Genomic DNA, 25,255 nt, shown 5'->3' on the forward strand with positions numbered 1-25,255 from the left:
CAATTATTCAAGGGAGAAAAATCATGACTTTAGATTACAAAGAGCAATACTGTATTATTGGGGCTGGTGCCGCAGGATTAGCGGCGGCTAGAGCCTTAAGCAAAGCCAAAATTCCCTTTAATGTTATCGAATCTGCCCAGGATGTTGGGGGTATTTGGATTTATGATCGTCCCGATAGTCCAATGTATAAAAATACACATCTGATTGGTCATAAAACCACACAACCTTTTTCCGATTTTCCCATGCCAAAAGATTACCCCGATTATCCCAATCATCGGTTAGTCTATGAATATCTTCGCAATTATGCCGCTCATTTTAATCTCTATGATTTCATGGAATTTAATCTCAGCGTGGAGAAAGTAAAAAAGGTGGGTAACTTTTGGGATGTCACCCTTAGCAACCAAGAAACCAGACGATACCGAGGGGTTTTAATCGCTAGTGGTTATCATAGTAAACCGAATATTCCTCAATTTTCTGGGCATTTTGACGGGGAAATTATCCATTCAAAAGATTATGATAATCCCGCTCAACTAAATGCTAAAAAAGTCCTAGTAGTTGGAGCGGGACAATCAGCCATGGATTTAGTAGTCGAAGCGGCTATTAATGGTAGTAAAACTTTCCATAGTACCCGCCGTGGCTTTCTCTGTATGCCGAAATTTTTGTTCGGTTTGCCCCCAGAATGGGTGATGATTAACACGCCAATCATGAATCTAATTCCAGCCCAAGAACACATGAAAATGATGGCTTTATTATCACCAATAGCTCTATTCTTACAAGGAGTTAATCTCAAAAAGCTCAATATTCCTACAGACTGTAAAAGTAACGGTCTAATTATTCCCAACAGTGACCAACAAATCTATCGTTATTATGTGCATGGAGATGTCACCCATAAGCCTAATATCCAAGAATTAGACGGAAAGAATGTTATTTTTGCCGATGGCAGTACAGAAGAAATTGATCTGATTATCTACGCCACTGGTTACAAAATTGAATTTTCTTTTATTGACAAATCGGATTTAAATTGGCAAGAAGGAACCACCCAGCCTAACCTCTATATGAATGTTTTTCACCCAGAGGAAAATAACCTGTTTGTCATCGGAATGGTTCATCCCACTGGCACCCACTGGCGAGTATTTGAAGAACAAAGTAATTTAGTGGCCGCTTATCTACAAGCTCAGGATAAAAAATCCCGGTTTGTCTATAAATTTGAAAAGCTAAAACGTCAAATTAGTGCCAATTTAAGCGCCGACAATAAACACCATAGCGGTACTCACTCCTTAGTGATTGACAAATTGGGTTATATACGCCAAGCCCAAGGATTAGCTCGCCGATTACTGGCTTAAATCTCCCAGCATAATTCTCCCCCCCTGAAATCCCTCTCTTTTAACTCCAATGCCCTACATTATTGAGACAGCTACTGGTTTTCCAGAACATTACTATCCCCAAGAAGTTCTAGAAGTCAATATCAGAAATCATTGTGCTAATCTTCTTCAAGATTATTGCCGAGAAAATCATCTCGACTTCCAGGAACAAACCTTTTTTGATTTAGAACAAATTCATCGTTTTTTCAGTAATGTCAAAATTCAAGGGCGATACTTCACTATTCCCCTAGATGAATTCGATGCCGATAATCCTCCCGGGATCGCCCAACCCTTTCGTCAAATGGTCGATCTAACTATGGATTTAGTAACATCGACAGTAACTAATTTGCTCAAAAAAGCAGCTCTTTCTCCCAAAGAAATCTCCCTAGTTACTTCCGTTACTGTTCTTCCTTCCGTTCCCTCCCTAGAAAGTTTACTCCTCAATCGTCTAGATTTTTCCCTCGATATCAAGCGGCAAGCGTTATCCGGTGTCGGCTGTTTGGGAGGCGCCCAAGGATTAGCCAGAGTAAACGATTATCTGCAAGGACATCCCACCGAAGCAGCGATTTTGTTTACCACCGATCCCTCCTCTGGCCTTTGGCAAGGGTCAATTCATAGCGATTTAACGGAATTATTGGGACAATTACCCGAAGATCCGTCTCAATATAGCAATATCATTATGACCCTTGTGGTAGCGGCTTTATTTGGCGATGGAGTCGGCACGGTTCTCTTAGCGGGAGATGAACATCCCTTAGTCAAGCAAGGTAAAGCAAAACTGAAGATTATCGGCACTCAATCGCTGTTAATGCCCCACACAGAGCATTTAATGGCATTACCTTTAACAGACTACGGTTTTCGCCAAATTCTTCGCCCAGAAGTCTCTGATTACGTCAAGGGTGGGGTGAGAAAAGCGGTGACATCTTTACTGGAAAAAACAGGAGTTTCCCTCGAGGAAATTGTCTGTTGGATGGTGCATCCGGGGGGTCCAAAGATTCTCGATGCAATAGTTGAAGAATTTCAGTTAGAACCGGATGTTTTACAGGTTAGTTGGGATATTTTGGCAGAAATTGGCAATATTGCCTCTGCTACTATCCTCTGCATTCTCGATGAAACCCTCTCCCGTCCCCATCCTCCCACGGGTTCCTACGGATTAATAATTTCCATGGGGCCTGGATTTGCTCAAGAAGCCATTTTAGTTCAATTCTAAGGATATTTAAGGATGTTAAGCCAAATAGTTTTCATTGCCCTGATTAGTTACATTATTGTCCAACGAGTGCGCGTTACTCGTCTGAGTAAACAGAATATGGCCAAAGTCTTAGCGGAAGGTGGCAAACTGCATAGTTCTAATTATGTGGGATTCGTCAAGATTTTCCAATCTAGCTGGATGCTTTGCATGATCGGGGAAGTTTATCTGCTCGATCGACCTTTTATTCCAGCATTGGCTTTATTTTCCCTAATTACTACTTTTTTAGCTCAAAAGCTCCGCTATGCCTCCATTGAAGCCTTGGGCGATCGCTGGATTCATCAGGTGGTCACGGTTCCTCAGACACCCGTGATCGACAATGGCATTTATCAATATATCCGTCATCCTAACTGGTGGGCCATGATCACGGAATTAGCGGTGGTTCCCCTGTTTCATACCGCTTATCTGACATCTATAGTCTTTAGTCTCCTGAATGCTTGGTTATTAATCCAACGCATTCCGGCTGAAGAAGAAGCTTTGAGTCAAGACACCAATTATCAAGCAGTTTTTGCCAATACTCCCCGTTTTATTCCTAGTTTTAGCGCAATTTTCTCTCGCAAACAGCAACCGCTTAAAAGTTAATTGCCACGGATAGCAGGGCCGGTTCCCTACGGCCCTTTAATTACCCCTCATACCTGAATTTCAAGGAGAAAAAAAATACTATGGACTCTCTAATTGTTTCCGAAAATATTATTAGCGACAATTTAACTAACGCTCTACAAGAATGGGAAAATTTATTAGGCTCCGAATATGTCAGCACCGATAACAAAAAACGCCTAGAAGCCGAGACCGCTACCTACGAAACCCATGCTAAAATCCCGGCAATTATTCGCCCAGGTAATCGTCAAGAAGTCCAAGAATCTCTAAAAATTGCTAATCGCTATCAAACCCCTGTCTATCCTATTAGTACAGGTAAAAATTGGGGTTATGGTTCGCGAGTTCCTAGCCGCACCGGTTCGGTTTTAATGGATTTGAGTCGATTAAATCAGATTTTGGATTACAATGAAACCCTAGCTTATGTAACTATTGAAGCCGGTGTTACTCAGCGACAACTCTACGATTTTTTGCAAAAAAATGGCAATAAATTATTAATGAGTGTCACCGGTTCGACTCCTGATTCTAGTATTATTGGCAATATTCTCGAACGAGGTGAAGCCAAAGGACCTTTGGGCGATCGCTTTAATCATGTCTGTGGAATGGAAGTAGTTTTGCCCACCGGTGAATGTGTTCATACGGGATTTAATCGCTTTGAAAACTCCCAAATAGGGGCGGTCAATCGTTGGGGAGTCGGTCCTTATTTTGATGGAATTTTTACCCAATCTAACCTGGGAATTGTCACCAAAATGACTTTTTGGTTAACCCCCTATCCTGAATATTTTCAGGCTTTTTTCTATAGCATCGATCAGGAAAATAAATTAGAGTTATTGATCGACAAACTACGTCAACTGAAAATGGCAGGGGTAATTAAAACCACCTTCCACATTAATAATAACTACCGAATGTTGTCTATTCAACAACAATATCCCTGGCAGGAATGCCAAGAAAAAACTCCTTTACCCCCCGATTTATTAGAACAATTAAGTCATCAATGGGGTGGCGGTGTTTGGATAGGAGAAGGAGCTTTATATTCGGCTTCACCAGAACAGGGAAAAGTCGAAAGAAAACTAATTGAAAAAGCCTTGAAAGGAATTGTCAATAAACTTATGTTTTTTGATGAAAATAAGTTCAAAATGGCCAGCAAAATGAGTCCCGTTTTTAAAGTATTTACTGGTGTGGAAATTAAGGACAAGGTGGATTTAATTTATCACAAAAATCCCCAACGAGGAATGATTACCGAAAAAGTGCTGAAGATGGCCTATTGGCGCAAAAAAACGCCCCCCACCGATAGGTTGAATTTAGACCTGGATGCCTGTGGCATGATTTGGTGTGTTCCCGCTGTTCCTTTTCTGGGAAATCATCTCAGAAATGCTCTCAATATTATCAGCAGCATCGCTCAAAAATATGGTTATGAACCCAATATCGGCATTAACTGTGTTACCGAGCGCAATATTAACATCAATGCTGCCATTTTTTATGATCGATTGCTAGAAGGCGAAGACCAAAAAGCCTTAAATTGTCACGATGAAATGTTGGCAGAATTGATCAATCAAGGCTATTATCCCTATCGTCTTAGTACCCACTCTATGAATAGTTTACCCGTAGCCCAAGACGATTATAGTTGCTTAATCCAGAAAATTAAAGACAGCTTGGATCCCCATCGCATTCTCTCACCCGGTCGCTACGAATTTCTTTAAATAAGCCTAACAATCTACTGCTAACTACCCATCTCTCCCCCAATTCTAATGACTTCTAGCACTTCCAGCAAATGGCAACATCTCCGAATAGATTATCTTCCTTATATCACTGGTTGGTTTGGTAACTTTATCGTTAACAATGCCCTTCTAACCATGCTAATTTATCGCTACGACCCCGGCATTCCCAATGACTATAACTTATCCATTTTATTGCCCTCTGCTTTAGTGGGGATAGCGATAATGATTAGCCGTATTGCTGGGGCTTTTGTGCAGCCAGTAGTCGGTTATTTTTCCGATCGCTTTTGGAGTCCTTGGGGCAAAAGAAGACCATTTATACTGGCCAGTTTAGTCCCTTTAATTGGTGGTTTTATCCTGTTGTTTAATCCCCCTAATAACTTAAATCAAACCACTTACTTCATTTATTTAGTCACCATGCTTTGGGTGTTTTATGTGGGTATGGCATCCTATCATGTTCCCTATTTAGCCTGGTTGCCCACTCTCGCTAAAAGCCCAGAAGGAAGGGTTAAATTATCAACTCAAATCGGAATTTTTGGTTTAGTTGGTGCCACCATTGGTGGGATTATTGCCCCTTGGTTAACTGATAGCTATGGTTTTCAGGGAATGGGTATTGCTATTAGTCTTATTGGGCTAATTACTCTAGCTATGCCCTTGCTAGAAAAAGAAGAATATACTCCTTCTAAGGGGAAATATCCTAACTTTAAAACCACCTTAACGGCGGCTTTTACCAATCGGACTTTTTGTATCTATATGATCACCATGATCTTGGCGTGGATGGTGATTAGTATTATCTCGGTGATTCCGACTTTTTTAGTAATTGCTCTCCTCAAACGAGAGGTAAGTTTTGCCGCCGTGATTAATACTATTATCGTCGGTAGTGCCTTGGCTGGATTTACCCTGGTTTTACCCTTAGCGCAAAAATATGGCAAAAAACTGGTTTTTCAAGGTTCTTTAATCTGGGTTGGTCTGGGTATGATTGCCATGGCCTGTGGTCGTTTTTGGTGGCAAGATTCTTTGATTCCCTGGTTAATCCTTTCGATCATCGCTAATTTAGCCCTAGCCAGCTTTTTTAGTCTGCCGAATGCCATGTTATCGGACATTATCGATCAAGATGCGGAGCAACAGGGAATGGGACGAGAAGCAATATTTTTTGGAACTAGGGGGCTACTAATTCAATTTAGCCAAGGTGCGGGGTCTTTTCTAACAGGATTAATCCTTTCTTTCGGGAAAACTCCTGATAACCCCTGGGGGGTACAAATTGCCTTTTTGTCCGCCGGTATATTATCCCTAGCAGCGGCTTTTGTCCTACGGCCTTATGCGATCAAAAAATAGTTCTTTCCTCGCTAATCTGTTATTACTCTTGACAAAACCCTACTCATTTGGAACTAGATTATGACTTCCCCCAATCCCGTCACTAAACAGCAAGAAACTGCCATCAAAAAACTGCGATTGCCCTGGCGATTAATTATTACTGGTATCCTAGCGGCCACCTCGGTTTTTGCCTATCCTACCCTGCGTAATGTCCTCTTAGAAGACACCTCTGAATCCACCACCTCAGAAGAAACCGCTTCGTTAGCAATCGATAAGAGCAAGACGGCAGCCTTACCGGTGCGAACCTTAACTTTAAGTCCTGTCACCCATCACCAAGAACCGCGCCGTTATACCGGTAATATTGTGGCTAAACGGACAAGTGAACTAGGATTTGAGCGTTCGGGACAATTAATTAGTTTATTGGTTCAAGAGGGTCAAGAGGTACGCAGAGGTACTTTAATTGCTACTCTAGATACACGCAATTTAGAAGCACAAAAACAAGAACTCATCGCCCAGCGATCGCAAGCGACGGCTAAACTGCAAGAATTACAAGCTGGTTCCAGGAAAGAAAGTATCGCTGCAGCCCAAGCAAAAGTCCGAGATCTCAGGGAACAATTAGCTTTAGCCCAATCTAAATACCAAAGACGGCTAGGATTGTATCAAGAAGGGGCAATTACTAGAGAACAACTCGAAGAAGTGCAAACAGATGTTAATGCACAACAAGCGAGAATTGATGAAGCCCAAAGTCAATTAGATGAACTCAAAGCTGGTACTCGTCCCGAATTGATTTCTCTGCAAAAAGCCGTTATTGACCAATTTGATGCCCAACTGAAGAATATTAAATTAGAGATTGAGAAAAGCCAACTTCAAGCCCCCTACGATGGCACTATTGCCCTCCTTCACGTCAATATTGGCACTGTTGTTTCTGCAAGTAATCCGATCGTTCGTTTAGTGGAAAGTAATAAACTGGAAGCGCGTATAGGGGTTCCCATTGACCAGTCCGAAAACTTACCAATTGGCAGTAAACATCGTTTAAAAATTGGTAACAAAATATTAACAGGACAAGTCACTTCAACCTTGCCCCAAATTGATCCAACTACCCGTACCGCCACGGTTATTTTAAGTTTAAATCAGACTCAGGGCCTGATTCCGGGGCAAGTGGTCAGCCTAGAATTATCTCAATCAGTTCCACAATCGGGCTATTGGTTGCCCACAGAAGCTTTAGTACAAGGCACGAGAGGATTATGGTCTTCCTATGTTCTAGGAGAAGCTAATCCCGATAATCCTCGACAATTTACCGTCAAACGCCAAGATTTAGAAGTTCTAGCGATTCAAGGTGATCGCTTGTTGGTGCGCGGGACGCTCACCTCCGGTGATCGGGTGATCGTCGAAGGGGTTCACCGCATTGTACCCGGGCAAATGGTGGAAATTTGGTAGTCAGCGGTCATTAATCAGCTTTATTATCCCTAATAATCTCCAATGAATAACTTATTTGAACGTAAACCTAGATTACTAATTCTTACCTTAATTCTGATTATTGTCTGGGGATTGTCTTCCTTTCAAATTTTGCCGCGCATGGAAGATCCCGAAACAATTAATCGAGGTGCCACCATTACCACCAATTTACCCGGTGCCAGTCCTTATCGGGTCGAATCCCTAGTGACCGAAAAAATTGAACAATCTCTCTCTAGCATCAAAGAAATTAGCCTGATTGAGTCCTCCTCAGAATTAGGGCGTTCCACGGTCAATATTGAACTTAAAGATGAAGTGACTGATGTGGATCCCGTCTGGTCACGCATTCGCGATCGGATTACCGATGTCATCCCGCAACTACCCCCAGAAGCCCAAAGACCCTTATACGAAGAAGGATATAGTAAAGCCTTTAGTTTATTGACTGCCATCCTTTGGGATCTAGATACCGCTCCTAATTACGCTATTTTACGCCGACTTGGCCAAGAACTGTTCGATGAATTAGAAGCCCTTTGGGGAACCGAAAGGGTCGAGTTAGTCGGGGTTCCGGCCGAGGAAATTTTAGTCGAAATCGATCCGGTGAAATTATCCTCTCTGGGCCTAACCGCCGTCGAAGTTGCCCAACAAATTCAAACCAGTGATGCCAAGGTCGCCGCCGGACAACTTCGCAGTAATCGCAATAATTTATTATTGGAAGTCGATACCAGTTTAGAATCACTCTCTCGGATTCGAGCCATTCCGATTCGTTACAGTAATGATGGACAATTTACCCGTTTAGGAGATATCGCTCTAGTTACCAAGGGAATTCAAGAACCACCACCAGAACTAACCATTATTAACGGTAAACCGGCTATTGTGGTGGCCGCTATGATGGAATCGGGGCAACGCATAGACGAATGGACAGCGGCAGCCCAGGCCAAGTTAGACCTGTTTCGCCCTTCTCTCCCCCAAGGTGTGAGCCTCAAGATAATTTTTGCCCAAAATCGTTATGTGGCTAACCGACTCGATGGATTATTCAGCAACATGATCCTAGGGTTACTCTGTGTCATGGGGACAGCTTTTGTGATGATGGGATGGCAGTCCGCCTTGGTAGTAAGTGTATCCCTGCCATTATCGATCCTGATGGTCTTTGCCGGTATGAATCTCTGGCAAATTCCCCTACATCAAATGTCGGTGACAGGAATTGTTATTGCTTTGGGACTTTTGATCGATAACGCTATTGTGATTGTCGATGAACTGCAAAAAGGACTACGGACCGGAATAGCTCACCAACATATTGTTGCTGAAACCGTTAAACAGTTAGGGATTCCCCTCTTAGCTTCTACCCTAACCACGATTTTGTCTTTTATGCCGATCGCTCTTTTGCAAGGAGGCACTGGCGAATTCGTGCGTACTATCGCCCAAACAGTGATCTTAGCCTTGGTTAGTTCTCTAATTTTGTCCCTAACGATTATTCCTGTCCTCAGTTTACGTTTATATCAACTGACTCATCGCTCGCACCAGACAAAAACCCATTGGTGGGATACGGGAATTAATTTACCGCTCCTAACGGGTTTGTATCGCCAAATTTTGAAGTTAATTCTCTATTTTCCCGTATTAGGTCTGGTTATTGGCTTGATTATCCCAATTACTGGCTTTGTTGTCGCCGGCACTCTCCCAGAAGAATTCTTTCCCCCGGCAGAACGAGATCAGTTAACCCTAGAAATCGAACTGGCCCCCACCACAACCCTAGAAGTAACTCAGGTAAAAGTGGCTCAAGCTGAAAAAATACTGCTAGATCATCGAGAAATTGGGGAAGTTCACTGGTTTTTAGGGCGTAATGCTCCCCCCTTCTACTATAATCTCTCCGATGGCGTCAAAGACTCTCCTAATTTTGCCCAAGCATTGATTCAACTTCGGCAAGTTTCTGATGAACCCCAATTGATCGAAACCTTACAAAAACAATTAAGTCAAGCTCTACCGATGGCAAGGGTATTAGTCAGCCCCCTAGAACAGGGTCCACCGGTGGGCGCCCCGATCGAAATTAGGGTTTATGGCTCAGAATTGGAGATGTTAAGGAAAATTGGCGAGTCCCTACGGGAAGAACTGGCAAAAATACCCGAAATAACCTATTCTGTTGCTGATTTAAGTGAAATTCAAGCTAAATTAGCCTTAAAAATTAATGAAGAAAAAGCTCGACTGATTGGTTTGGATAATGCGGCGATCGCAAGTCAATTGGATAACCTTTTAGAAGGTTCTGTAGGTGGCTCGATTTTAGAAGCAACGGAAGAATTACCCGTACGAGTCCGAGTCGCTAATCGCGATCGCGAGCAACTGCCACAAATTGCCTCTTTAAATATTCTCGGTAATTCCGCCACTGCTGAACGGGCGAATATTTCCCTTTCCTCCGTGGCAGAATTTGATTTTCTCCCCGAATTAGCCACGATTCCTCGACGAAATGGCAAGCGAATTAATACGGTGAAGGCCTATGTTCAAGCTGATGCGATCGCTGCAACGGTTTTAGACGAATTTCGCCAAAACTTAGAATCGGGCAAATTTTCCCTTCCGGCAGGGTATCGGCTCGAATTTGGCGGAGAGGAAGAAGAAAGAGATACAGCTGTGGCTAATCTAATTGCTAGTGTGGGAGTCTTGGCGATTCTAATGCTATCAACCCTTGTTCTTTCTTTTAACTCCTTCCGTCTTGCTGCCCTAGTTACTGTCGTCGGTATTAGTTCAATTGGACTAGCCTTATTTTCCCTCTGGTTATTTGAATATCCCTTGGGATTCATGTCCATTTTAGGCACTATCGGCTTAGTTGGGGTTTCCGTTAATGACTCTATTGTCGTGGTGGCGGCTTTACAAGCTTTACCCCCCCATCTTCAACGCCAACGCAAGGCAATCCGGGAAGTGGTCATTGCTTCCACCCGTCACATTCTTACCACTACCTTAACCACCGTGACGGGATTTGTGCCATTATTCCTCTACGGCGGCGCTTTTTGGGAACCCCTCGCTATCTGTATTTCCATCGGGGTGGTCGGAACCACCTTAAGCGCACTGGTATTTGTCCCGTCGGGATGGTACTATCTCGCTCAAGCCCAAAAGGTTTCCCCTCTGTCTGTTTCTGAGTAGCTTGATTAAATACCACTTTTGTAGAGACGTTGCTGGGCAACGTCTCTATTGATTTGGGTAAAAATAGCCTGAAAGTCCTCTCGGCTCCACCGCCCTGATCCGAGAAAATAGGGATAATTGGCTGGGTTAAATATAATCGAGTTTGAACAATAGATAAGTTTTTTAACAAGAGTAGTTTCAGATACTAATTAGCCGATGGACTGGGGTAGAATTGGGAAAACCAGTCAAACTGTTTTAGCCAAGCTATTTAACTATGATTAAAATTAACTTGCTGTTCGGGTTATCTTCTCTTAAAAAATCGATAAAAAACTTTACATAAACTCAAAATAGAGGCTCGTAAATTTCTCATCTAAAAGCTTAGTTAGTTATCGGACAGAGTTTTTAGGTGCTTTTGTTGATTACTTCTTAACCACCATCTTAAAGTAGAAGAAGGGAGATGAAAGTTAATCAGTTACTAAGACTCTACGAACAAGGAGAGCGGGATTTTTTAGCCATTGACTTGATGAGTCTAGATCTACAACAAGTAACTCTGATTGCTGTCAATTTTGCGGCGGCCAATTTGCGCGGAACTAATTTGAGTCGCTCTTTTCTGACTAAATCAAATCTGCGGGGAGCGAGTTTGAATTGGGCGAATTTAACCTATGCCAAATTAAGTCAAGCGCAATTAGTGGAAGCGGACTTAACCAAAGCCAATCTGACCGGGGCCTTTATGGTACAGGCAAACCTGCGTAACTCGCGATTAAGTGGGGCGGATCTTTCCCATGCTAATCTCCGGGGGGCGAATTTATGCGGGGCGAATTTATGCGGGGCGAATTTATACTTAGTTAATCTCTTGGAGGCAAACCTAGATAAAGTCAATCTCAATTGGGCTAATTTGCAGGAAGCGCGGTTAAGTGGGGCTAAATGTCGTCAGATTTCCGCAAGGGAAGCCAATTTTAGCGGCTCTTTTGTTAAAGAGGTGGACTTTCAGGGGGCTAATTTAGAAAGGGCTAATTTTAGCGAGGCACGTCTGACGGGTGGTGATTTACGCGGGGCTAATCTAGCGGGTGCTAATCTAGCGGGAGCGCGTTTACAAGAGGTAAATCTACAGGGAGCGGACTTGAGAGGTGCTAACTTGACGGGGACTTGTTTTGAGAGTGTCACCGGTTGGACAGAAACCGCCCAAGAAGATGATATTTTTCCCCTAGACTGGTTTCAGCCCCGTTTTGCCACTTAAAAGTTAATATATCGGCCGAAAGCCCTTCCTTTTCCTATCAATTAACGATTAGCTGGACTGGTTAATCTTTGGTTAGGAATAGGAATTTGGGGAGCATTATTCGGCTCATCCTCGAAGGGTAAAGGAGGGGGAGGAGGAGGAGTGGTAGCGGTGGGAGATGGTGCTGGAGATGGACTGGGATTAACGGCAGCGGGGGGACTTTTCGGGGTGACGACAGGTGCCGGAGAGCTAAAACCGAGGATATCTTTGCCAAAGGGAAAAACATTCGTCCAGCGTTGAATATTAGGGTTGCCAAACCAATCTTGACGGGACACCTTTACCGCCAGGAGAGGTGCGATCGCTCCTGATTTTTCGGCCGTTATTAATAAATCAATTTTATTAAGACCCTGTTGTTGATTAAAACGACTGATGATAGTTTTCTCGGCTAATTGCGATGCTCTAGTCAATAATCCTTCGTAGGATTCTCCCTGTTTAACTCTGATGGGAAGATTAACAGTGGATTGAGCTAAAACCACATCAACGGCGATAATTCCCGTCAGCAGCGTTAAAACACTAATAGACTTGTACATAGGACAGATGGTTAAACAGACAATCCTTGGGCAGGGTCGGGAGCTTCCCTGTTAGGGTTCCCCGATCGCCTTCTTAAATTACCACGATCGATCTCTGGCAACAATTAAAATTTTCCAGTAGCCAAATCGTCCTTGGCTCCTAGCAATAGAATTCCGCCCACGCTAACCTGAGAGTACAGCGTGGGGTTTCTCGACTATTCACCCTAATTTCGGTAAACCCATACTATAGTTCTGTACTCTGGCGTTGAGATTATAGCTAATTTCGCCTTTTTGCAGGAGAGAACGGATAAAATGTTCTAGATCTGAACCGATGCGACGGAGATTATATTCGCTCAGTTCTTCCCCATTGTAGGATTCCACCAATTCATCGAACTTACTATAAACCTTATTGAGAGCCACTTCTTCCCAATTAAATTCATTATCGGGATCCACATCAAGAGTCAAGACATTGTTACTCTCGATTAATTGATTATTTTTTACTTCAGCCGTATAAATGCGAATATGACGGGTCGTGGATTTTAACAGCATGGAATCTTCAAGGTAAGTTAGACGCTATGTCTAAGATTTTGCCATGATTTGCGGCAATGGGGAATTGGGAAGTTTTTTTCAGTGATCAGTAATCAGTAAACAGTAATCAGTGAAAAGACAGCACTGTTACTGTCACCCACATACTGCTCACTTAATACTCCCACTGATAACTGGTAACTGATCACTGATCCCTGAGATGGCTGTCTCCCGAACAATGTTTACGGATCGACCAGAAACGTGATACTATGATAGATTGCAGTGTTTAAGCAGATATCACGAGTACTATGGCCTTAACCCAGACCAAAAAACAAGAACTAATCAGCCAATATCAGGCCCACGAAACCGATACAGGATCATCGGAGTTACAGGTAGCTTTCTTAACCGAGAGAATCAACCAACTGACCGAACACCTGAAAGCTAACCCGAAAGACCATGCTTCCCGCCGGGGATTACTCCAGATGATTGGTCGTCGTCGGGGACTGTTAACCTACATTCAGAAGAAAGATCAACAACGTTATCAAACCCTGATTGGTCGTCTCGGAATTCGCCGTTAAGCATACCCCCTTTGCATCCCTACCATGGCCTCTGAATCGAAATCGACGGAGAAAAAAGAACGTCTCCCCTTTGAGCCGCGCCAAAATAAGCGAAAAACCCCGAAAATTGCCCCTAGTCCCGTGCCACCGCCCCTAAAAAATCGCTCCGAGGAAACCAGCTTAAAGGCGATTCCGCAAGTGGTCAGTCAACGGATGGCCAAACGGATGGCGGTATTTTGTGGCCTGCCGACGGCACTGGGGATAACTTCCTTTTTTGGCTTCTACTGGATTATTAGCCACGATCTTCTCGAAATCCCTTCCTACGTCGCCATGCTCGTCAGTTTAAGCCTATTTGGTCTAGGTTTTATCGGTCTGAGTTATGGCATCTTCTCCGCTTCTTGGGATGAGGATCGGGTGGGGGATTGGCTAGGATGGCAAGAATTTCAAGCTAATTTTGGCAGAACGATCGCCGCGTGGCGGTCCGGCAAAAAAGAAGTGGAAGAAAAATAGATAACCTCTAGAAATCGTCAACAATAGAGATTAAAGAAAAAAATAAAGGGTTAATGCCATGATTATTGTCATGAAAGTTGGTTCCCCGGAAATTGAAATCGAGCGCGTCAGTGCCGAATTCGAGGCATGGGGATTAAGTCCTGAAAAAATCGTCGGTAAGCATAAAGTTGTCATCGGTTTAGTCGGAGAAACCAGGGAATTAGACCCCCTACAAATCCAAGAATTAAGCCCTTGGATCGAAACCGTCCTGCGAGTCGAACAACCCTTCAAACGCGCCTCTTTAGAATACCGTCACGGGGAATACAGCGAGGTTTTAGTCCCCACTCCTAACGGTGTTATCCCCATCGGCAGAAATCATACCGTTAGCATTGTCGCCGGCCCCTGTTCGGTGGAAAATGAGGCGATGATCGTGGAAACTGCCAAACGAGTGGCGGCAGCCGGAGCGCAATTCCTCCGGGGTGGTGCCTACAAACCCCGCACTTCTCCATACGCTTTCCAAGGTCACGGGGAAAGCGCTTTGGAATTACTAGCGGCGGCTAGAGATGCCAGTGGTTTGGGTATTATCACGGAAGTAATGGACGCGGCGGATCTCGATAAGATCGTCGAAATAGCCGACGTGGTGCAAGTAGGGGCGCGCAATATGCAGAATTTTTCCCTCCTGAAAAAAGTTGGGGCGCAACCGAAACCGGTCCTACTCAAGCGCGGCATGGCGGCCACTATTGAAGATTGGTTGATGGCGGCAGAATATATCCTCGCGGCAGGAAATAGCAATGTCATTCTCTGCGAACGCGGTATCCGCACCTTTGACAGTAAATATACTCGCAATACCCTAGATTTATCCTGTATTCCCGTTTTAAGAACTTTAACTCACCTGCCGATCATGATCGATCCTAGCCACGGTACGGGTAAATGGGAATATGTCCCGACCATGGCCATGGCTTCCCTGGCAGCCGGGGCCGATTCCTTGATGATCGAGGTACATCCTAACCCGGCGAAGGCCCTATCTGATGGGCCGCAATCCTTGACTCCGGACCGATTCGATCGATTAACTCAGGAGTTAGCGGTCATTGGTAAGGCGATCGGGCGTTGGCCCCAGGTTCCGGCACTGGTTTAATAAGATAATCAGGGGGTGAATCAACCCCCTTTTTTGGGCATAAATTTCGCTTTTCGGGGCAGTTATGGTGACAGTTCCTCTGGAGTTAAATACTGAGCAAATTAGGGGCGAAAAACGGGTAGTTTTTAATCATCTCAGTTGGTTATCCTATCGGCAAATTTTACAGGCCCTAGGGGAAAATAATCGCGCCCATTTATTTTATGATCGTGGCACTTTAGAGATTACTATGCCCCTAGAAGAACACGAGTTTTATCGAGAATTAATTGGACGTTTTATCTATTTTTTGGTGTCCGAATTGGGTTTAAAAATTAAAAGTCTGGGTTCCACAACTCTAGCTAGGGAAGATTTAGAACGAGGGGCAGAACCGGATAATGCTTACTATATTCAAAATCAAGCCAAAGTGCTGGGAAAAAGAATTAATTTAACTGAAGATCCGCCCCCAGATTTAGTGGTGGAAGTGGATATAACCCACACGGATATTAATAAATTAGCACTTTATGCCCGTTTGGGAGTGCCAGAATTATGGCGTTTTAATGGACAAATCTGGCGCATTTATCGGTTAGAAAAGGGGGTTTATCAGGAAGAAGAATTTAGTCCTACTTTTCCCCTAGTTCCCAAAACTAAACTCTATGAATTTTTAGCCACTGCTCAAGAGGATGAAGTTAAAGCAGAAAAGAATTTAAGAGCATGGGTTGTCAGTCAACTAGCTGAGAGTTGAGGTAATTATGGTGACAGTTCCTCTAGAGTTAAATACTGAGCAAATTAGGGGCGAAAAACGGGTAGTTTTTAATCATCTCAGTTGGTTATCCTATCAGCAAATTTTACAGGCAATAGGGGAAAATAATCGCGCCCATTTATTTTATGATCGTGGTACTTTAGAGATTACTATGCCCCTAGAAGAACACGAGTTTTACCGAGAATTAATCGGATTATTTATTCGGATTTTGGTGGTAGAATTGGGTTTAAAAATTAAAAGTATGGGTTCCACAACTCTAGCTAGGGAAGATTTAGAGCGAGGAGCAGAACCCGACAATGCTTACTACATTCAAAATCAAGCTAAAGTGCTAGGAAAAAGAATTAATTTAACTGAAGATCCGCCCCCAGATTTAGTGGTAGAAGTGGATATAACCCATACGGATATTAATAAATTAGCACTTTATGCCCGTTTGGGAGTGCCGGAATTATGGCGTTTTAATGGACAAATCTGGCGCATTTATCGGTTAGAAAAGGGGGTTTATCAGGAAGGAGAATTTAGTCCCACTTTTCCCCTAGTTCCGAAAACTAAACTCTAGGAATTTTTAGCCACTGCTAAAGAGGATGAAGTTAAAGCAGAAAAGAATTTAAGAGCATGGGTTGTTAGTCAACTAGCTAAAAATAATTAACTAGGGTTTGCTGAAAAAGTTTGTTGGTGGGGTTAGGAGCCGGTCGTCAGGAGTCAGGAGACAGGAGAATTAAGAATGAGTAATAATTAATTAAATGGTTTATTTAGAGATTTTCTGCCAGTTAATCTGGCTCTCCCCTACTTGTGGTCATAAGAAAAAGTTATGAAAAAGTCAGATATCCAAATTTTCCTAGCTCACGCTAGTGAGGACAAACCAGCAGTTTTGGCACTGCATGAGCGCCTTAAGCAAGCGGGATATAAACCTTGGTTGGATGAAAAAGACCTGATTCCGGGTCAAATTTGGCGAGATGAAATTCCGAAAGCGATTAAAGCTAGTCAGATTTTTCTCGCCTGTCTGTCAGCGAAATCAGCTAATAAGCAGGGATACATCCAACGGGAGTTGAGGATTGCACTTGATACCTTGGGAGAGATGCTACCGGGGACAATTTTTTTTATTCCCATGAGGTTAGAAGAATGCGAAATTCCTGATCTGCGAAGTGCAGAAGTTGGCTTGAAGCTGCGAGATATTCACCGGCTTGATTATTGGGAAGAAGACGGATTTGAGCAACTAGAAAGAGCCATTACCCATCAATTTAAGCTTGAACCAGAAGAGCCAAAACAACCCTTATCAATATTTAACTTTGAGGTGGTGGGAGTAAATGCGAAGGGTGAGCAAATTAACAAAGAGTCGAAACAGTCCCAATATTTCAGGGAAGATCTGGGCAAAGGCATCACCTTAGAAATGGTCGCCATTCCGGGGGGAACTTTCCTGATGGGAACAGAAGATGAGGAAATCGAAAGACTGGTTAAAAAATTTAATTGGGAAGGATTTAGAAGGGAAAGACCACAACATGAAGTAACTGTCCCACCCTTCTTTATGGGTAAATACCCCATCACCCAGGCCCAGTGGAAAGCGATCGCCTCTCGCACGGATTTAAAAGTTAAACAAGACCTTGATTTCAAGCCAGCCTATTTTAAAGACCGTCCCGATAGCGATCGCCGTCCCGTGGAACAAGTCAACTGGTACGATGCGATCGAGTTCTGTGCGAGATTATCAAAACTAACGGTTCGGGAATACCGACTACCGAGTGAAGCGGAATGGGAATACGCTTGTCGTGCTGGAACCACCACCCCGTTTTACTTTGGGGAAACCATTACGGGGGAATTGGCTAACTACAATGCCAGTAATACCTACGCCGATGAACCGAACGGAGAATATCGAAACGAAACAACTCCCGTGGGACAATTTCCCCCAAACGCCTTTGGACTGTACGATATGCACGGCAATGTCCGGGAGTGGTGCGCCGATACTTGGCACGATAACTATGACGGTGCGCCGACGGATGGCAGTGTCTGGAGAGAAAATGGTAATGATAATCGTTCTCCTCTGCGGGGCGGTTCCTGGGGCTACAATCCTACTTACTGCCGTTCCGCGATTCGCTACGACTACTACTTCCGCCGCGTCAACCGCATCAACAATTACGGTTTTCGGGTAGTCTGCGTATTCGGGAGAACTCTCTAACCCTTTTTCCTTTTTCCCCTTTTACCCTCATTCCCTATTTTTTCTTTTTTCTTTTCTTTCCCGCCTAAGGGCGGGTCGATTTTGTAGGGGCGAACTCGACCCATTTGGTCGATTTTTGCTTAACAATTGTCAAGGATTGTTAAGATGCGCTTACCCTGCACTTTTCCCCTAGTTCCCAAAACTAAACTCTAGGAATTTTTAGCCACTGCTAAAGAGGATGAAGTGAGGGCAGAAAAGAATTTAACTTAGTGTCAACAGACTTGGAAAAATTAGGTGGGCATTGCCCACCCTAATCTTAGGATGGCGGTTTGTAGGTAGAAGCAACGGATAATTCCTTTAATTGCTTCGCTGCCACTGTCGAAGGTGCAGAAGTGAGTAAACAACTAGCTTGCTGGGTTTTCGGGAAAGCAATCACATCGCGAATCGATTCTTCCCCCGCTAACAACATCACCAAGCGATCTAAACCGTAGGCGATGCCACCGTGGGGAGGGGTTCCGTATTCAAAAGCTTCTAACAAAAAGCCGAATTTATTATAGGCTTCCTCTGGGGATAGACCGATGGTAGCGAAGACTTTTTCCTGTACTTCCCGTTGATAGATCCGCAAACTGCCGCCACCGATTTCAATACCATTAAAAATCATATCGTAGGCTAGGGCGCGAGCCTGGGCTAGATCGTCTAAATCTTCGGGATTAGGGGCAGTAAAGGGGTGATGCAATGCTTCTAGGCGTTTTTCCTCGGCGTTGTATTCAAACATCGGGAAATCCGTCACCCAGAGGAGGTTGATTTTATCGGGATCAATTAATCCCAATTGTTCCCCTAAAACTAAGCGTAGGCGGGATAGGGATTTATTGACTGTATCGGTATCTCCTGCCCCAAATAACAGCAGATGCCCCGGTTTTGCGCCAGTCTTCTCGATTAAAGCCTGTTTTTGTGCCTCTGTCAGGTTATCTTTAATCGCACCGATGGTATCAAAATCGTAGTCTTCGCGCACGCGGATGTAGGCGATTCCCTTCGCACCCGCATCGGTGGCTTCTTTGAATAAATCCCCACCCGGTTTGATTCTGACGTTAGAAATCGCCTCGTTACCGTTGGGAATCGGTAAAACTTTCACCGTCCCCCCACTAGCGATCGCACCTGAAAACACCTTAAATCCCGAATCGGCAAAAATCTCCGCCACATTGACCAATTCCAAGCCAAAACGGGTATCAGGGCGATCGACCCCATAGCGATCCATAGCCTCAGAATATGTTAAACGGGGCAGGGGCAGGCTTATAGCGATATTTTTGACTTTTTTGAAGATATGAGCGATTAAAGCCTCATTCAGGGCTAAAATCTCAGGTAAAGAGAGAAAACTCATCTCCATATCCAACTGAGTAAATTCCGGTTGACGATCAGCGCGCAGATCTTCATCGCGGAAACAGCGGGCGATTTGATAGTAGCGATCCATTCCCGACACCATTAATAATTGCTTAAATAATTGCGGTGATTGGGGTAAAGCGTACCATTGGCCCGGGCTGACACGGGAAGGAACCAGATAATCCCGCGCTCCTTCGGGAGTCGATCGAGTTAAAATTGGTGTTTCCACTTCGATAAAATGCTGTTCATCTTCGAGAAAACGGCGCATTTCTTTGACAACTTGGTGACGTAGTTGTAAATTCTGACTCATACGCTCCCGGCGTAGGTCTAGATAGCGGTATCGCAAGCGCACATCTTCCCGGACCGATTCACTTTCGGAACTGGAGATGACAAAAGGCAGTTGTTTAGTCACCCCGTTGAGAATCTCGATGCTAGTGGCGTAAATTTCGATTTCTCCAGTGGCAATGCGCGGGTTAAGGGATTCGGGAGGCCGTTGACTGACTGTTCCCGTCACCTTGAGGACATACTCGTTTCTGACGGTTTCAGCGATGGGGTAGGAAGCGGGGGTTCGTTGGGGATCACTGACGATCTGGACAATACCACTGCGATCCCGCAGATCGATAAAAATAACGCCACCGTGATCGCGACGGCGATCGACCCAACCGAAGAGGGTGACACTTTTTTCAATTTCGATCGCGCTAAGGTCGCCACAGTAGTGAGTTCGCATAGTCTAACTAGAGAATTACTTATATTACGAATGTAGTATAGAAAGGATGTGGCCAGAAAAAAATCAGACGGCCTTGTTCATTATGCCGGCATTTTGTCGCTCTTGTCCCTTTGTTTAGGGTATTTTTATGGTCTCCTAAGTAGCTGGTTTTAATTAAATTGAAGATAGATTTTGGGTTCGATCCCCCCTGCTCCCCTTGATAAGGGGGGATCGGCACCCCCTTAATCCCTCCTGAATAAGAGGGCATCTGACAATTTTTAACACCTACCTACTTAGTCCTCAGCTATCGGCTTTTCGCAGATCGGCTATAATCAACAAGGCTGATCTAGCAGTTACCGATTTTCAACGATTAAAAACATGAATTCCTTAGAAAAAAAAATGGTGGAACTGTTAAGAGAACTCAGGGAAGATCACCATGTTTCAGGGGTAAAAGCGGAATTCGAGACGGAAGGAACCCGACTGACGGAAGCGATGCGGTTGAAAGAAATTAGTCTGAAAGCGGGGGTGGATTTTAATCTGAAAATTGCTGGTTGCGAAGCGGTCAGAGATATCTTTGATGCGGTTAATTTAGGAGTTGATCGCTTAATTGCTCCCATGGTAGAAACAGCCTACGCTTTACAAAAATATCTGCGGGCAGCTAGGAGGGTTTTAGCTGACCAAGGGGTGGAAGATGTGGAGTTATTGGTTAATATCGAAACGATTACTGCCTGTGATAATTTTCAGGAAATGTTGGCGATTCCAGAGATAAAATCTCTCCATGGTATCGTCATCGGACGGATGGATTTAGCCTGTTCTTTGGGATTAACCCGTCAGGATGTGAATAGCAAGCAAGTTTTGGATCTGGCTTTACCTTTGGCAAAAAAAGCTAAGGCTGCCGGTTTGACTGTTGCCATTGGGGGTGGGGTGTCACTGCATTCTTTCCCGTTTTTCAAAATGTTCTGCCAAGGACATTTTGACCGCTTCGAGACGCGCAAAGTTATCTTTGATTGTCCCCAAGCTTTGGATAATTTTGGTTTAGCTTTGCCCAAGGCGATCGAGTTTGAATTACTCTGGCTAGAGAATAAGAAAAATTATTATGGTGCTATTGTCCGTGAAGATGACCGGCGTTTAGAAATCTTGCATAATTTACTTTTTGGTTAAAGATACTGGTCCCTTGATTGATCGTGCAAAACCTAGACATATCCAATCAATCTGACAAATAAAAGGTAGGACTGGCTGAATAAATCTAAAAACCTTGTTGGATCAGATTTTTAGGCTTTTCTGAAATCCAAAAGTGCCAGGGATTGGAGTGAGCGCGGGGAAAATTCCGGGACTTTTTCCCTGAAAATTAGGTAATTGACCACCTGAAAATGGGTAAAACCCTACACCCCACCTGCCCCCCCGATGTCGGGGGGGTTGGGGGGGCCACACCCTGCCCCCAAGAAAAACTTTTTCAGCAAGCCCTATATAGGAGTGATCAATCTTTGTGTCCTCTGTGTCTCTGTGGTTCCTTCCACACCCCCGCCCCCACCAACCAACTTTTTGCCGCAAACCCTAGATAGTTAACAGTTTCCCATCCCCAGTAGCTAATCTGGATACTTTCCTTGCAGCATATCTGGTACATTTTGTCAAAAAAACTTTTTCGTTTTAACATAAGTACACATATTTTTGGCAAAAGATCTTTTTCGTCAAAGGAGCAATTGGCAAGTTTTTCCTGGTGACTAATTAGTAATCCTAGACGTGGTAAGGGTTTCAAGGTACAAGTTCTAAAAATGCACAGAGTAACCCAATTCTTAGATTTTAGCAGCAGGCTGTAACTATTGCAATCTCGTTGACAAATAGGAATTTTTCTCAATTATTTTTTAAGAAAAGTAAAGATTAAGGAATGTAAATTTAAATCTTCTCAAGTATATTGGGATTTTGATAAATTTTGCTTATATAAAGCAGCCCTTAGCATTCAGCTTCTGAGAGCAGTTATCTTATTGGTGAAGTACAAAGTTGTCGTTTTGGCAAGTCTCCGAGCAAGGAGACGATGCCAAATCCAGTTATAATTCATCTTTAGGAGAAACCCGATATTTTTGAGTGTAATTAGTCAATTTCCTTTTTATTATCAATCTAGCCAGGTCCTGACGGCTAATAGTTTTCTTTTTCCTCCGTCACCAGAGTAATACCTGTCCATTCTCCCTTCTCGTTATAAGAACGAATTAAGCGCTGTCTTTGAGTAGGAGAAAGTAACCAACCCACCTCTAAAACAAAAGGATGACCGGCAGTAATTTTCAGAGGTGTATTACAGGAAGAACCATCGGGTAGTAGCAGAATTTGCACTGGCAGCGGACTATTTTCAAACAACAATCTTTGTCCCTCAATCCGAGCGCTAGAAGTAATTTGATTATCGCCAAAAGTCAAAGTTTGCGAGAGATAATTATCCCCCTGACGCTCGATCGAGACATGGGTAGAATAGGCAGCAGAATTATAAAAATCCCGTCCCGTTGTCACCGCTTGTCCTCGCCATTGACCCAGTAATTGCTCCACCGTTAACATCGGTCTTTCTGGTGACTGAGAATCCACTAACTTTTCCCGAATTAAAGTCAAGCGATCGAACTCACAGCGTTCATTAAATAACTGTACCATTCTTAATCGTCTTTCTCCGGAGATTAACCCAAATTCTGCTCCGAATTGTGAGGAAAAACTACTAAAATATAAAGAACCTTGGCAAAAAGCCCCCGTCTGGCTAAATAGAATACCCTGATTGAGAGAACTATACTCTAAAATTAAATCTTCTGGCACTCGATCGCTGTAGAGACGGCGGACCAATTGACGAATCGATCGATTATTATTAATGCCTTGCAAAGATACCAAAGTCGGGGTATCTTCGATCAAATCGCCCTGGGGAGACAGACGGGTAAAAGAACCTTGCCATTGACCGAGATTTTTTAGTAAACATTCCCACTGGGAGAGCATAATAATTGAAGTAATTGGGGGAAATAGGACAAAATACATGGGAACAATTCGATTAATGCACGCCAAACTCCATCGAGTGCGCGTCAGCGAGGCTAACGTCGATTATGTCGGCAGTATCACTATCGATCGAGAATTGATCGAGCGGGTCGGTATTTTGCCCCTTGAAGAGGTGGATGTGGTCAATCTTAGCAATGGTAAGCGCTTTTCTACCTACGTTTTTCCCGGCCAAACCGGGGAAATTTGCCCCAACGGTGGGGCGGCTCTGCTCTGTCAACCCGGAGATATTTTGATTATCTATGCCTACGAACAACGTACAAGGCAAGAAGTTCTCGAAAAGGGTCATTTTGCCAAAGTTCTCGTCGCTGATGCCGAAAATCGCTGTCAGCAATTTTTTGAACAGAGCCTAATTCCCCGGGTTGATGGTCGGGGAGTGGAATTTTCTAGCCAAGAATGCTGATTCTTGTCCTCAATTTGTTAACTTTCCCGTCATAATGAGAATAAGTAATGTAAATTTTCTTAGAATCAGCCCCCATGCGTGTAATTCTCATGACCGGTAAAGGAGGCGTGGGTAAAACCTCCGTCGCCGCCGCTACAGGACTCCGCTGCGCTGAACTTGGCTATAAAACCCTAGTTCTCAGCACCGATCCCGCTCATTCTCTCGCTGACAGTTTCGATCTCGAATTAGGTCACGATCCTCGTTTGGTACGTCCCCATCTTTGGGGGGCAGAATTAGACGCACTAATGGAATTAGAAGGCAACTGGGGCGCGGTAAAACGTTACATTACCCAGGTATTGCAAGCTAGGGGTTTAGATGGAGTGCAAGCGGAAGAATTAGCGATTTTACCCGGAATGGATGAGATTTTCGGCTTAGTTCGCATGAAACGCCATTACGATGAGGGTACTTATGATGTGTTGATTATCGATTCCGCACCTACGGGGACAGCTTTACGATTGCTGAGTTTGCCAGAGGTGGGCGGTTGGTACATGAGAAGATTTTACAAACCTTTACAGGGAATGTCGGTGGCATTGCGACCACTGGTGGAACCTTTTTTTCGACCGATCGCCGGTTTTTCCCTACCGGACAAGGAGGTTATGGATGCTCCCTACGAGTTTTATGAGCAGATCGAGGCTTTAGAAAAGGTTTTGACCGATAATACTCAAACCTCGGTACGTTTGGTGACAAACCCCGAAAAAATGGTGATTAAGGAGTCTTTACGCGCCCATGCCTACCTAAGTCTCTATAATGTTTCCACCGATTTGATTATTGCTAATCGGATTATTCCCGACAAAGTAACCGATCCTTTCTTTGCTCGTTGGAAAGAAAATCAACAGGGTTATAAACAGGAAATTTACGATAATTTTCATCCCTTACCGGTGAAGGAAGTTCCTCTCTACTCCGAAGAAATGTGTGGTTTACCCGCTTTGGAAAGACTGAAAGAAACTCTTTTTGCTGGGGAAGATCCGACTAAGGTTTATTACCAAGAAAACACAATTCGGGTAGTTCAACAGGAAAATAACTACAGTCTGGAATTATATTTACCCGGCATACCCAAGGAACAAATACAGCTAAATAAAACTGGAGACGAGTTAAATATTCGCATCGGTAATCACCGTCGCAATTTAGTCTTACCCCAAGCTTTGGCAGCCCTGAAACCTTCCGGAGCAAAAATGGAAGATGATTACCTGAAAATCTCTTTTAGCAACGTGGTGAAAGTGTGATTTTCCTAGATTGGGTGGGAAGCTTTTCAGTGATCAGTAATCAGTAATCAGTAATCAGTGAACTGAAAATAACACTAAATCCGTTGAGTATAAGCTACATATCAGGACAGGCAAAAGGCAAGAGGCAAAAGGCAACAGGAGGAATAAATAATCAGTCTTTAATAACCAGATTTGGTATAACATCTGATAACTGATAAGTAGGTAGGCGTTAAAAATTATCAGACACCCCCCTTATCAAGGGTAGGGTTGATTCATGAATCAACCCTACCTTATCAAGGAGGGCAGGGGGGATCGAACCTAAAATCCATTTTTAATTTAATTATAACCAGCTACTT

General features: G+C 43.8%; 20 protein-coding genes and 2 pseudogenes. 18 read left to right on the top strand and 4 right to left on the bottom strand.

Features of this window, described 5'->3' with window-relative positions; all coding sequences use genetic code 11:
• The first annotated feature begins 23 nt into the window (after window positions 1-23).
• The 8 genes from O9334_RS10155 (at window position 24) to O9334_RS10190 (ending at window position 12,021) form a co-directional block, all read left to right on the top strand.
• A complete protein-coding gene (locus O9334_RS10155; protein WP_288000142.1) occupies window positions 24-1,343 on the top strand; it encodes a flavin-containing monooxygenase in 1,320 nt (439 codons plus the stop codon).
• A gap of 49 nt (window positions 1,344-1,392) precedes the next feature.
• A complete protein-coding gene (locus O9334_RS10160) occupies window positions 1,393-2,568 on the top strand; it encodes a type III polyketide synthase (protein WP_193958744.1) in 1,176 nt (391 codons plus the stop codon).
• A gap of 12 nt (window positions 2,569-2,580) precedes the next feature.
• Window positions 2,581-3,186 carry an isoprenylcysteine carboxyl methyltransferase family protein gene (locus O9334_RS10165; RefSeq protein WP_002731647.1) on the top strand — a complete coding sequence of 202 codons (606 nt, stop codon included), beginning with the start codon at window positions 2,581-2,583 and terminating at the stop codon, window positions 3,184-3,186.
• Window positions 3,187-3,266: 80 nt separating this feature from the next.
• Window positions 3,267-4,898 carry an FAD-binding oxidoreductase gene (locus O9334_RS10170; RefSeq protein WP_288000144.1) on the top strand — a complete coding sequence of 544 codons (1,632 nt, stop codon included), beginning with the start codon at window positions 3,267-3,269 and terminating at the stop codon, window positions 4,896-4,898.
• Window positions 4,899-4,946: 48 nt separating this feature from the next.
• Window positions 4,947-6,248, top strand: a complete 1,302-nt coding sequence (locus tag O9334_RS10175) for an MFS transporter (RefSeq protein ID WP_288000149.1) — start codon at window positions 4,947-4,949, stop codon at window positions 6,246-6,248.
• A gap of 60 nt (window positions 6,249-6,308) precedes the next feature.
• Window positions 6,309-7,664 (top strand): efflux RND transporter periplasmic adaptor subunit, encoded by a 1,356-nt coding sequence (locus tag O9334_RS10180; RefSeq protein ID WP_194013288.1) that lies wholly within the window; start codon window positions 6,309-6,311, stop codon window positions 7,662-7,664.
• 42 nt (window positions 7,665-7,706) lie between these two features.
• The gene (locus O9334_RS10185; protein WP_288000152.1) at window positions 7,707-10,805 is read left to right on the top strand and encodes an efflux RND transporter permease subunit; all 3,099 of its coding nucleotides are present in this window, start codon (window positions 7,707-7,709) and stop codon (window positions 10,803-10,805) included.
• A gap of 436 nt (window positions 10,806-11,241) precedes the next feature.
• A complete protein-coding gene (locus tag O9334_RS10190) occupies window positions 11,242-12,021 on the top strand; it encodes a pentapeptide repeat-containing protein (protein ID WP_045360368.1) in 780 nt (259 codons plus the stop codon).
• Window positions 12,022-12,062: 41 nt separating this feature from the next.
• Here the strand turns inward: O9334_RS10190 and O9334_RS10195 are convergent, their stop codons facing one another.
• Both O9334_RS10195 and O9334_RS10200 read right to left on the bottom strand, forming a co-directional pair.
• Complete coding sequence (locus O9334_RS10195; RefSeq protein WP_045360367.1) at window positions 12,063-12,590, bottom strand: hypothetical protein; 528 nt, start codon at window positions 12,588-12,590, stop codon at window positions 12,063-12,065.
• A gap of 198 nt (window positions 12,591-12,788) precedes the next feature.
• Window positions 12,789-13,118, bottom strand: coding sequence for an NAD(P)H-quinone oxidoreductase subunit M (locus O9334_RS10200; RefSeq protein ID WP_002738864.1), 330 nt, complete (start codon window positions 13,116-13,118; stop codon window positions 12,789-12,791).
• A gap of 284 nt (window positions 13,119-13,402) precedes the next feature.
• Here O9334_RS10200 and rpsO point away from each other — a divergent pair, with 284 nt between their 5' ends.
• The 7 genes and pseudogenes from rpsO to O9334_RS22880 form a co-directional block, all read left to right on the top strand.
• Window positions 13,403-13,672: a 30S ribosomal protein S15 gene (gene rpsO / locus O9334_RS10205; RefSeq protein WP_002738807.1), complete on the top strand. Its 270-nt coding sequence runs from the start codon at window positions 13,403-13,405 to the stop codon at window positions 13,670-13,672.
• Window positions 13,673-13,696: 24 nt separating this feature from the next.
• Window positions 13,697-14,161, top strand: a complete 465-nt coding sequence (locus tag O9334_RS10210; RefSeq protein ID WP_288000155.1) for a PAM68 family protein — start codon at window positions 13,697-13,699, stop codon at window positions 14,159-14,161.
• A 58-nt stretch (window positions 14,162-14,219) separates the two neighbouring features.
• Complete coding sequence (gene aroF / locus O9334_RS10215; RefSeq protein ID WP_045360366.1) at window positions 14,220-15,275, top strand: 3-deoxy-7-phosphoheptulonate synthase; 1,056 nt, start codon at window positions 14,220-14,222, stop codon at window positions 15,273-15,275.
• Window positions 15,276-15,339: 64 nt separating this feature from the next.
• A complete protein-coding gene (locus O9334_RS10220; protein WP_288000157.1) occupies window positions 15,340-15,993 on the top strand; it encodes a Uma2 family endonuclease in 654 nt (217 codons plus the stop codon).
• Window positions 15,994-16,000: 7 nt separating this feature from the next.
• A pseudogene (locus O9334_RS10225) lies at window positions 16,001-16,657 on the top strand (Uma2 family endonuclease).
• Window positions 16,658-16,819: 162 nt separating this feature from the next.
• Window positions 16,820-18,178 carry an SUMF1/EgtB/PvdO family nonheme iron enzyme gene (locus O9334_RS10230; protein ID WP_288000161.1) on the top strand — a complete coding sequence of 453 codons (1,359 nt, stop codon included), beginning with the start codon at window positions 16,820-16,822 and terminating at the stop codon, window positions 18,176-18,178.
• Window positions 18,179-18,337: 159 nt separating this feature from the next.
• Window positions 18,338-18,427 (top strand): annotated as a pseudogene (locus O9334_RS22880) (Uma2 family endonuclease); the annotation flags it as partial.
• Between the two features lie 46 nt (window positions 18,428-18,473).
• Here O9334_RS22880 and aspS read toward each other — a convergent pair.
• Window positions 18,474-20,261 (bottom strand): aspartate--tRNA ligase, encoded by a 1,788-nt coding sequence (gene aspS / locus O9334_RS10235; RefSeq protein ID WP_288000163.1) that lies wholly within the window; start codon window positions 20,259-20,261, stop codon window positions 18,474-18,476.
• Window positions 20,262-20,618: 357 nt separating this feature from the next.
• Between aspS and O9334_RS10240 the strand changes: the two genes are divergently transcribed.
• Window positions 20,619-21,401 carry an aldolase/citrate lyase family protein gene (locus O9334_RS10240; RefSeq protein WP_045360362.1) on the top strand — a complete coding sequence of 261 codons (783 nt, stop codon included), beginning with the start codon at window positions 20,619-20,621 and terminating at the stop codon, window positions 21,399-21,401.
• 972 nt (window positions 21,402-22,373) lie between these two features.
• Here O9334_RS10240 and O9334_RS10245 read toward each other — a convergent pair.
• Entirely contained in the window at window positions 22,374-23,201 is an 828-nt protein-coding gene (locus O9334_RS10245) for a DUF3598 family protein (RefSeq protein WP_045360436.1), read from the bottom strand.
• 37 nt (window positions 23,202-23,238) lie between these two features.
• Between O9334_RS10245 and panD the strand changes: the two genes are divergently transcribed.
• Entirely contained in the window at window positions 23,239-23,658 is a 420-nt protein-coding gene (gene panD, locus O9334_RS10250; protein WP_045360360.1) for an aspartate 1-decarboxylase, read from the top strand.
• A gap of 74 nt (window positions 23,659-23,732) precedes the next feature.
• Complete coding sequence (locus tag O9334_RS10255) at window positions 23,733-24,920, top strand: TRC40/GET3/ArsA family transport-energizing ATPase (protein WP_002741890.1); 1,188 nt, start codon at window positions 23,733-23,735, stop codon at window positions 24,918-24,920.
• The last annotated feature ends 335 nt before the right edge of the window (window positions 24,921-25,255 follow it).

This window comes from Microcystis sp. LE19-8.1F (genome assembly GCF_027531715.1).
Lineage (GTDB): Bacteria > Cyanobacteriota > Cyanobacteriia > Cyanobacteriales > Microcystaceae > Microcystis > Microcystis wesenbergii_A.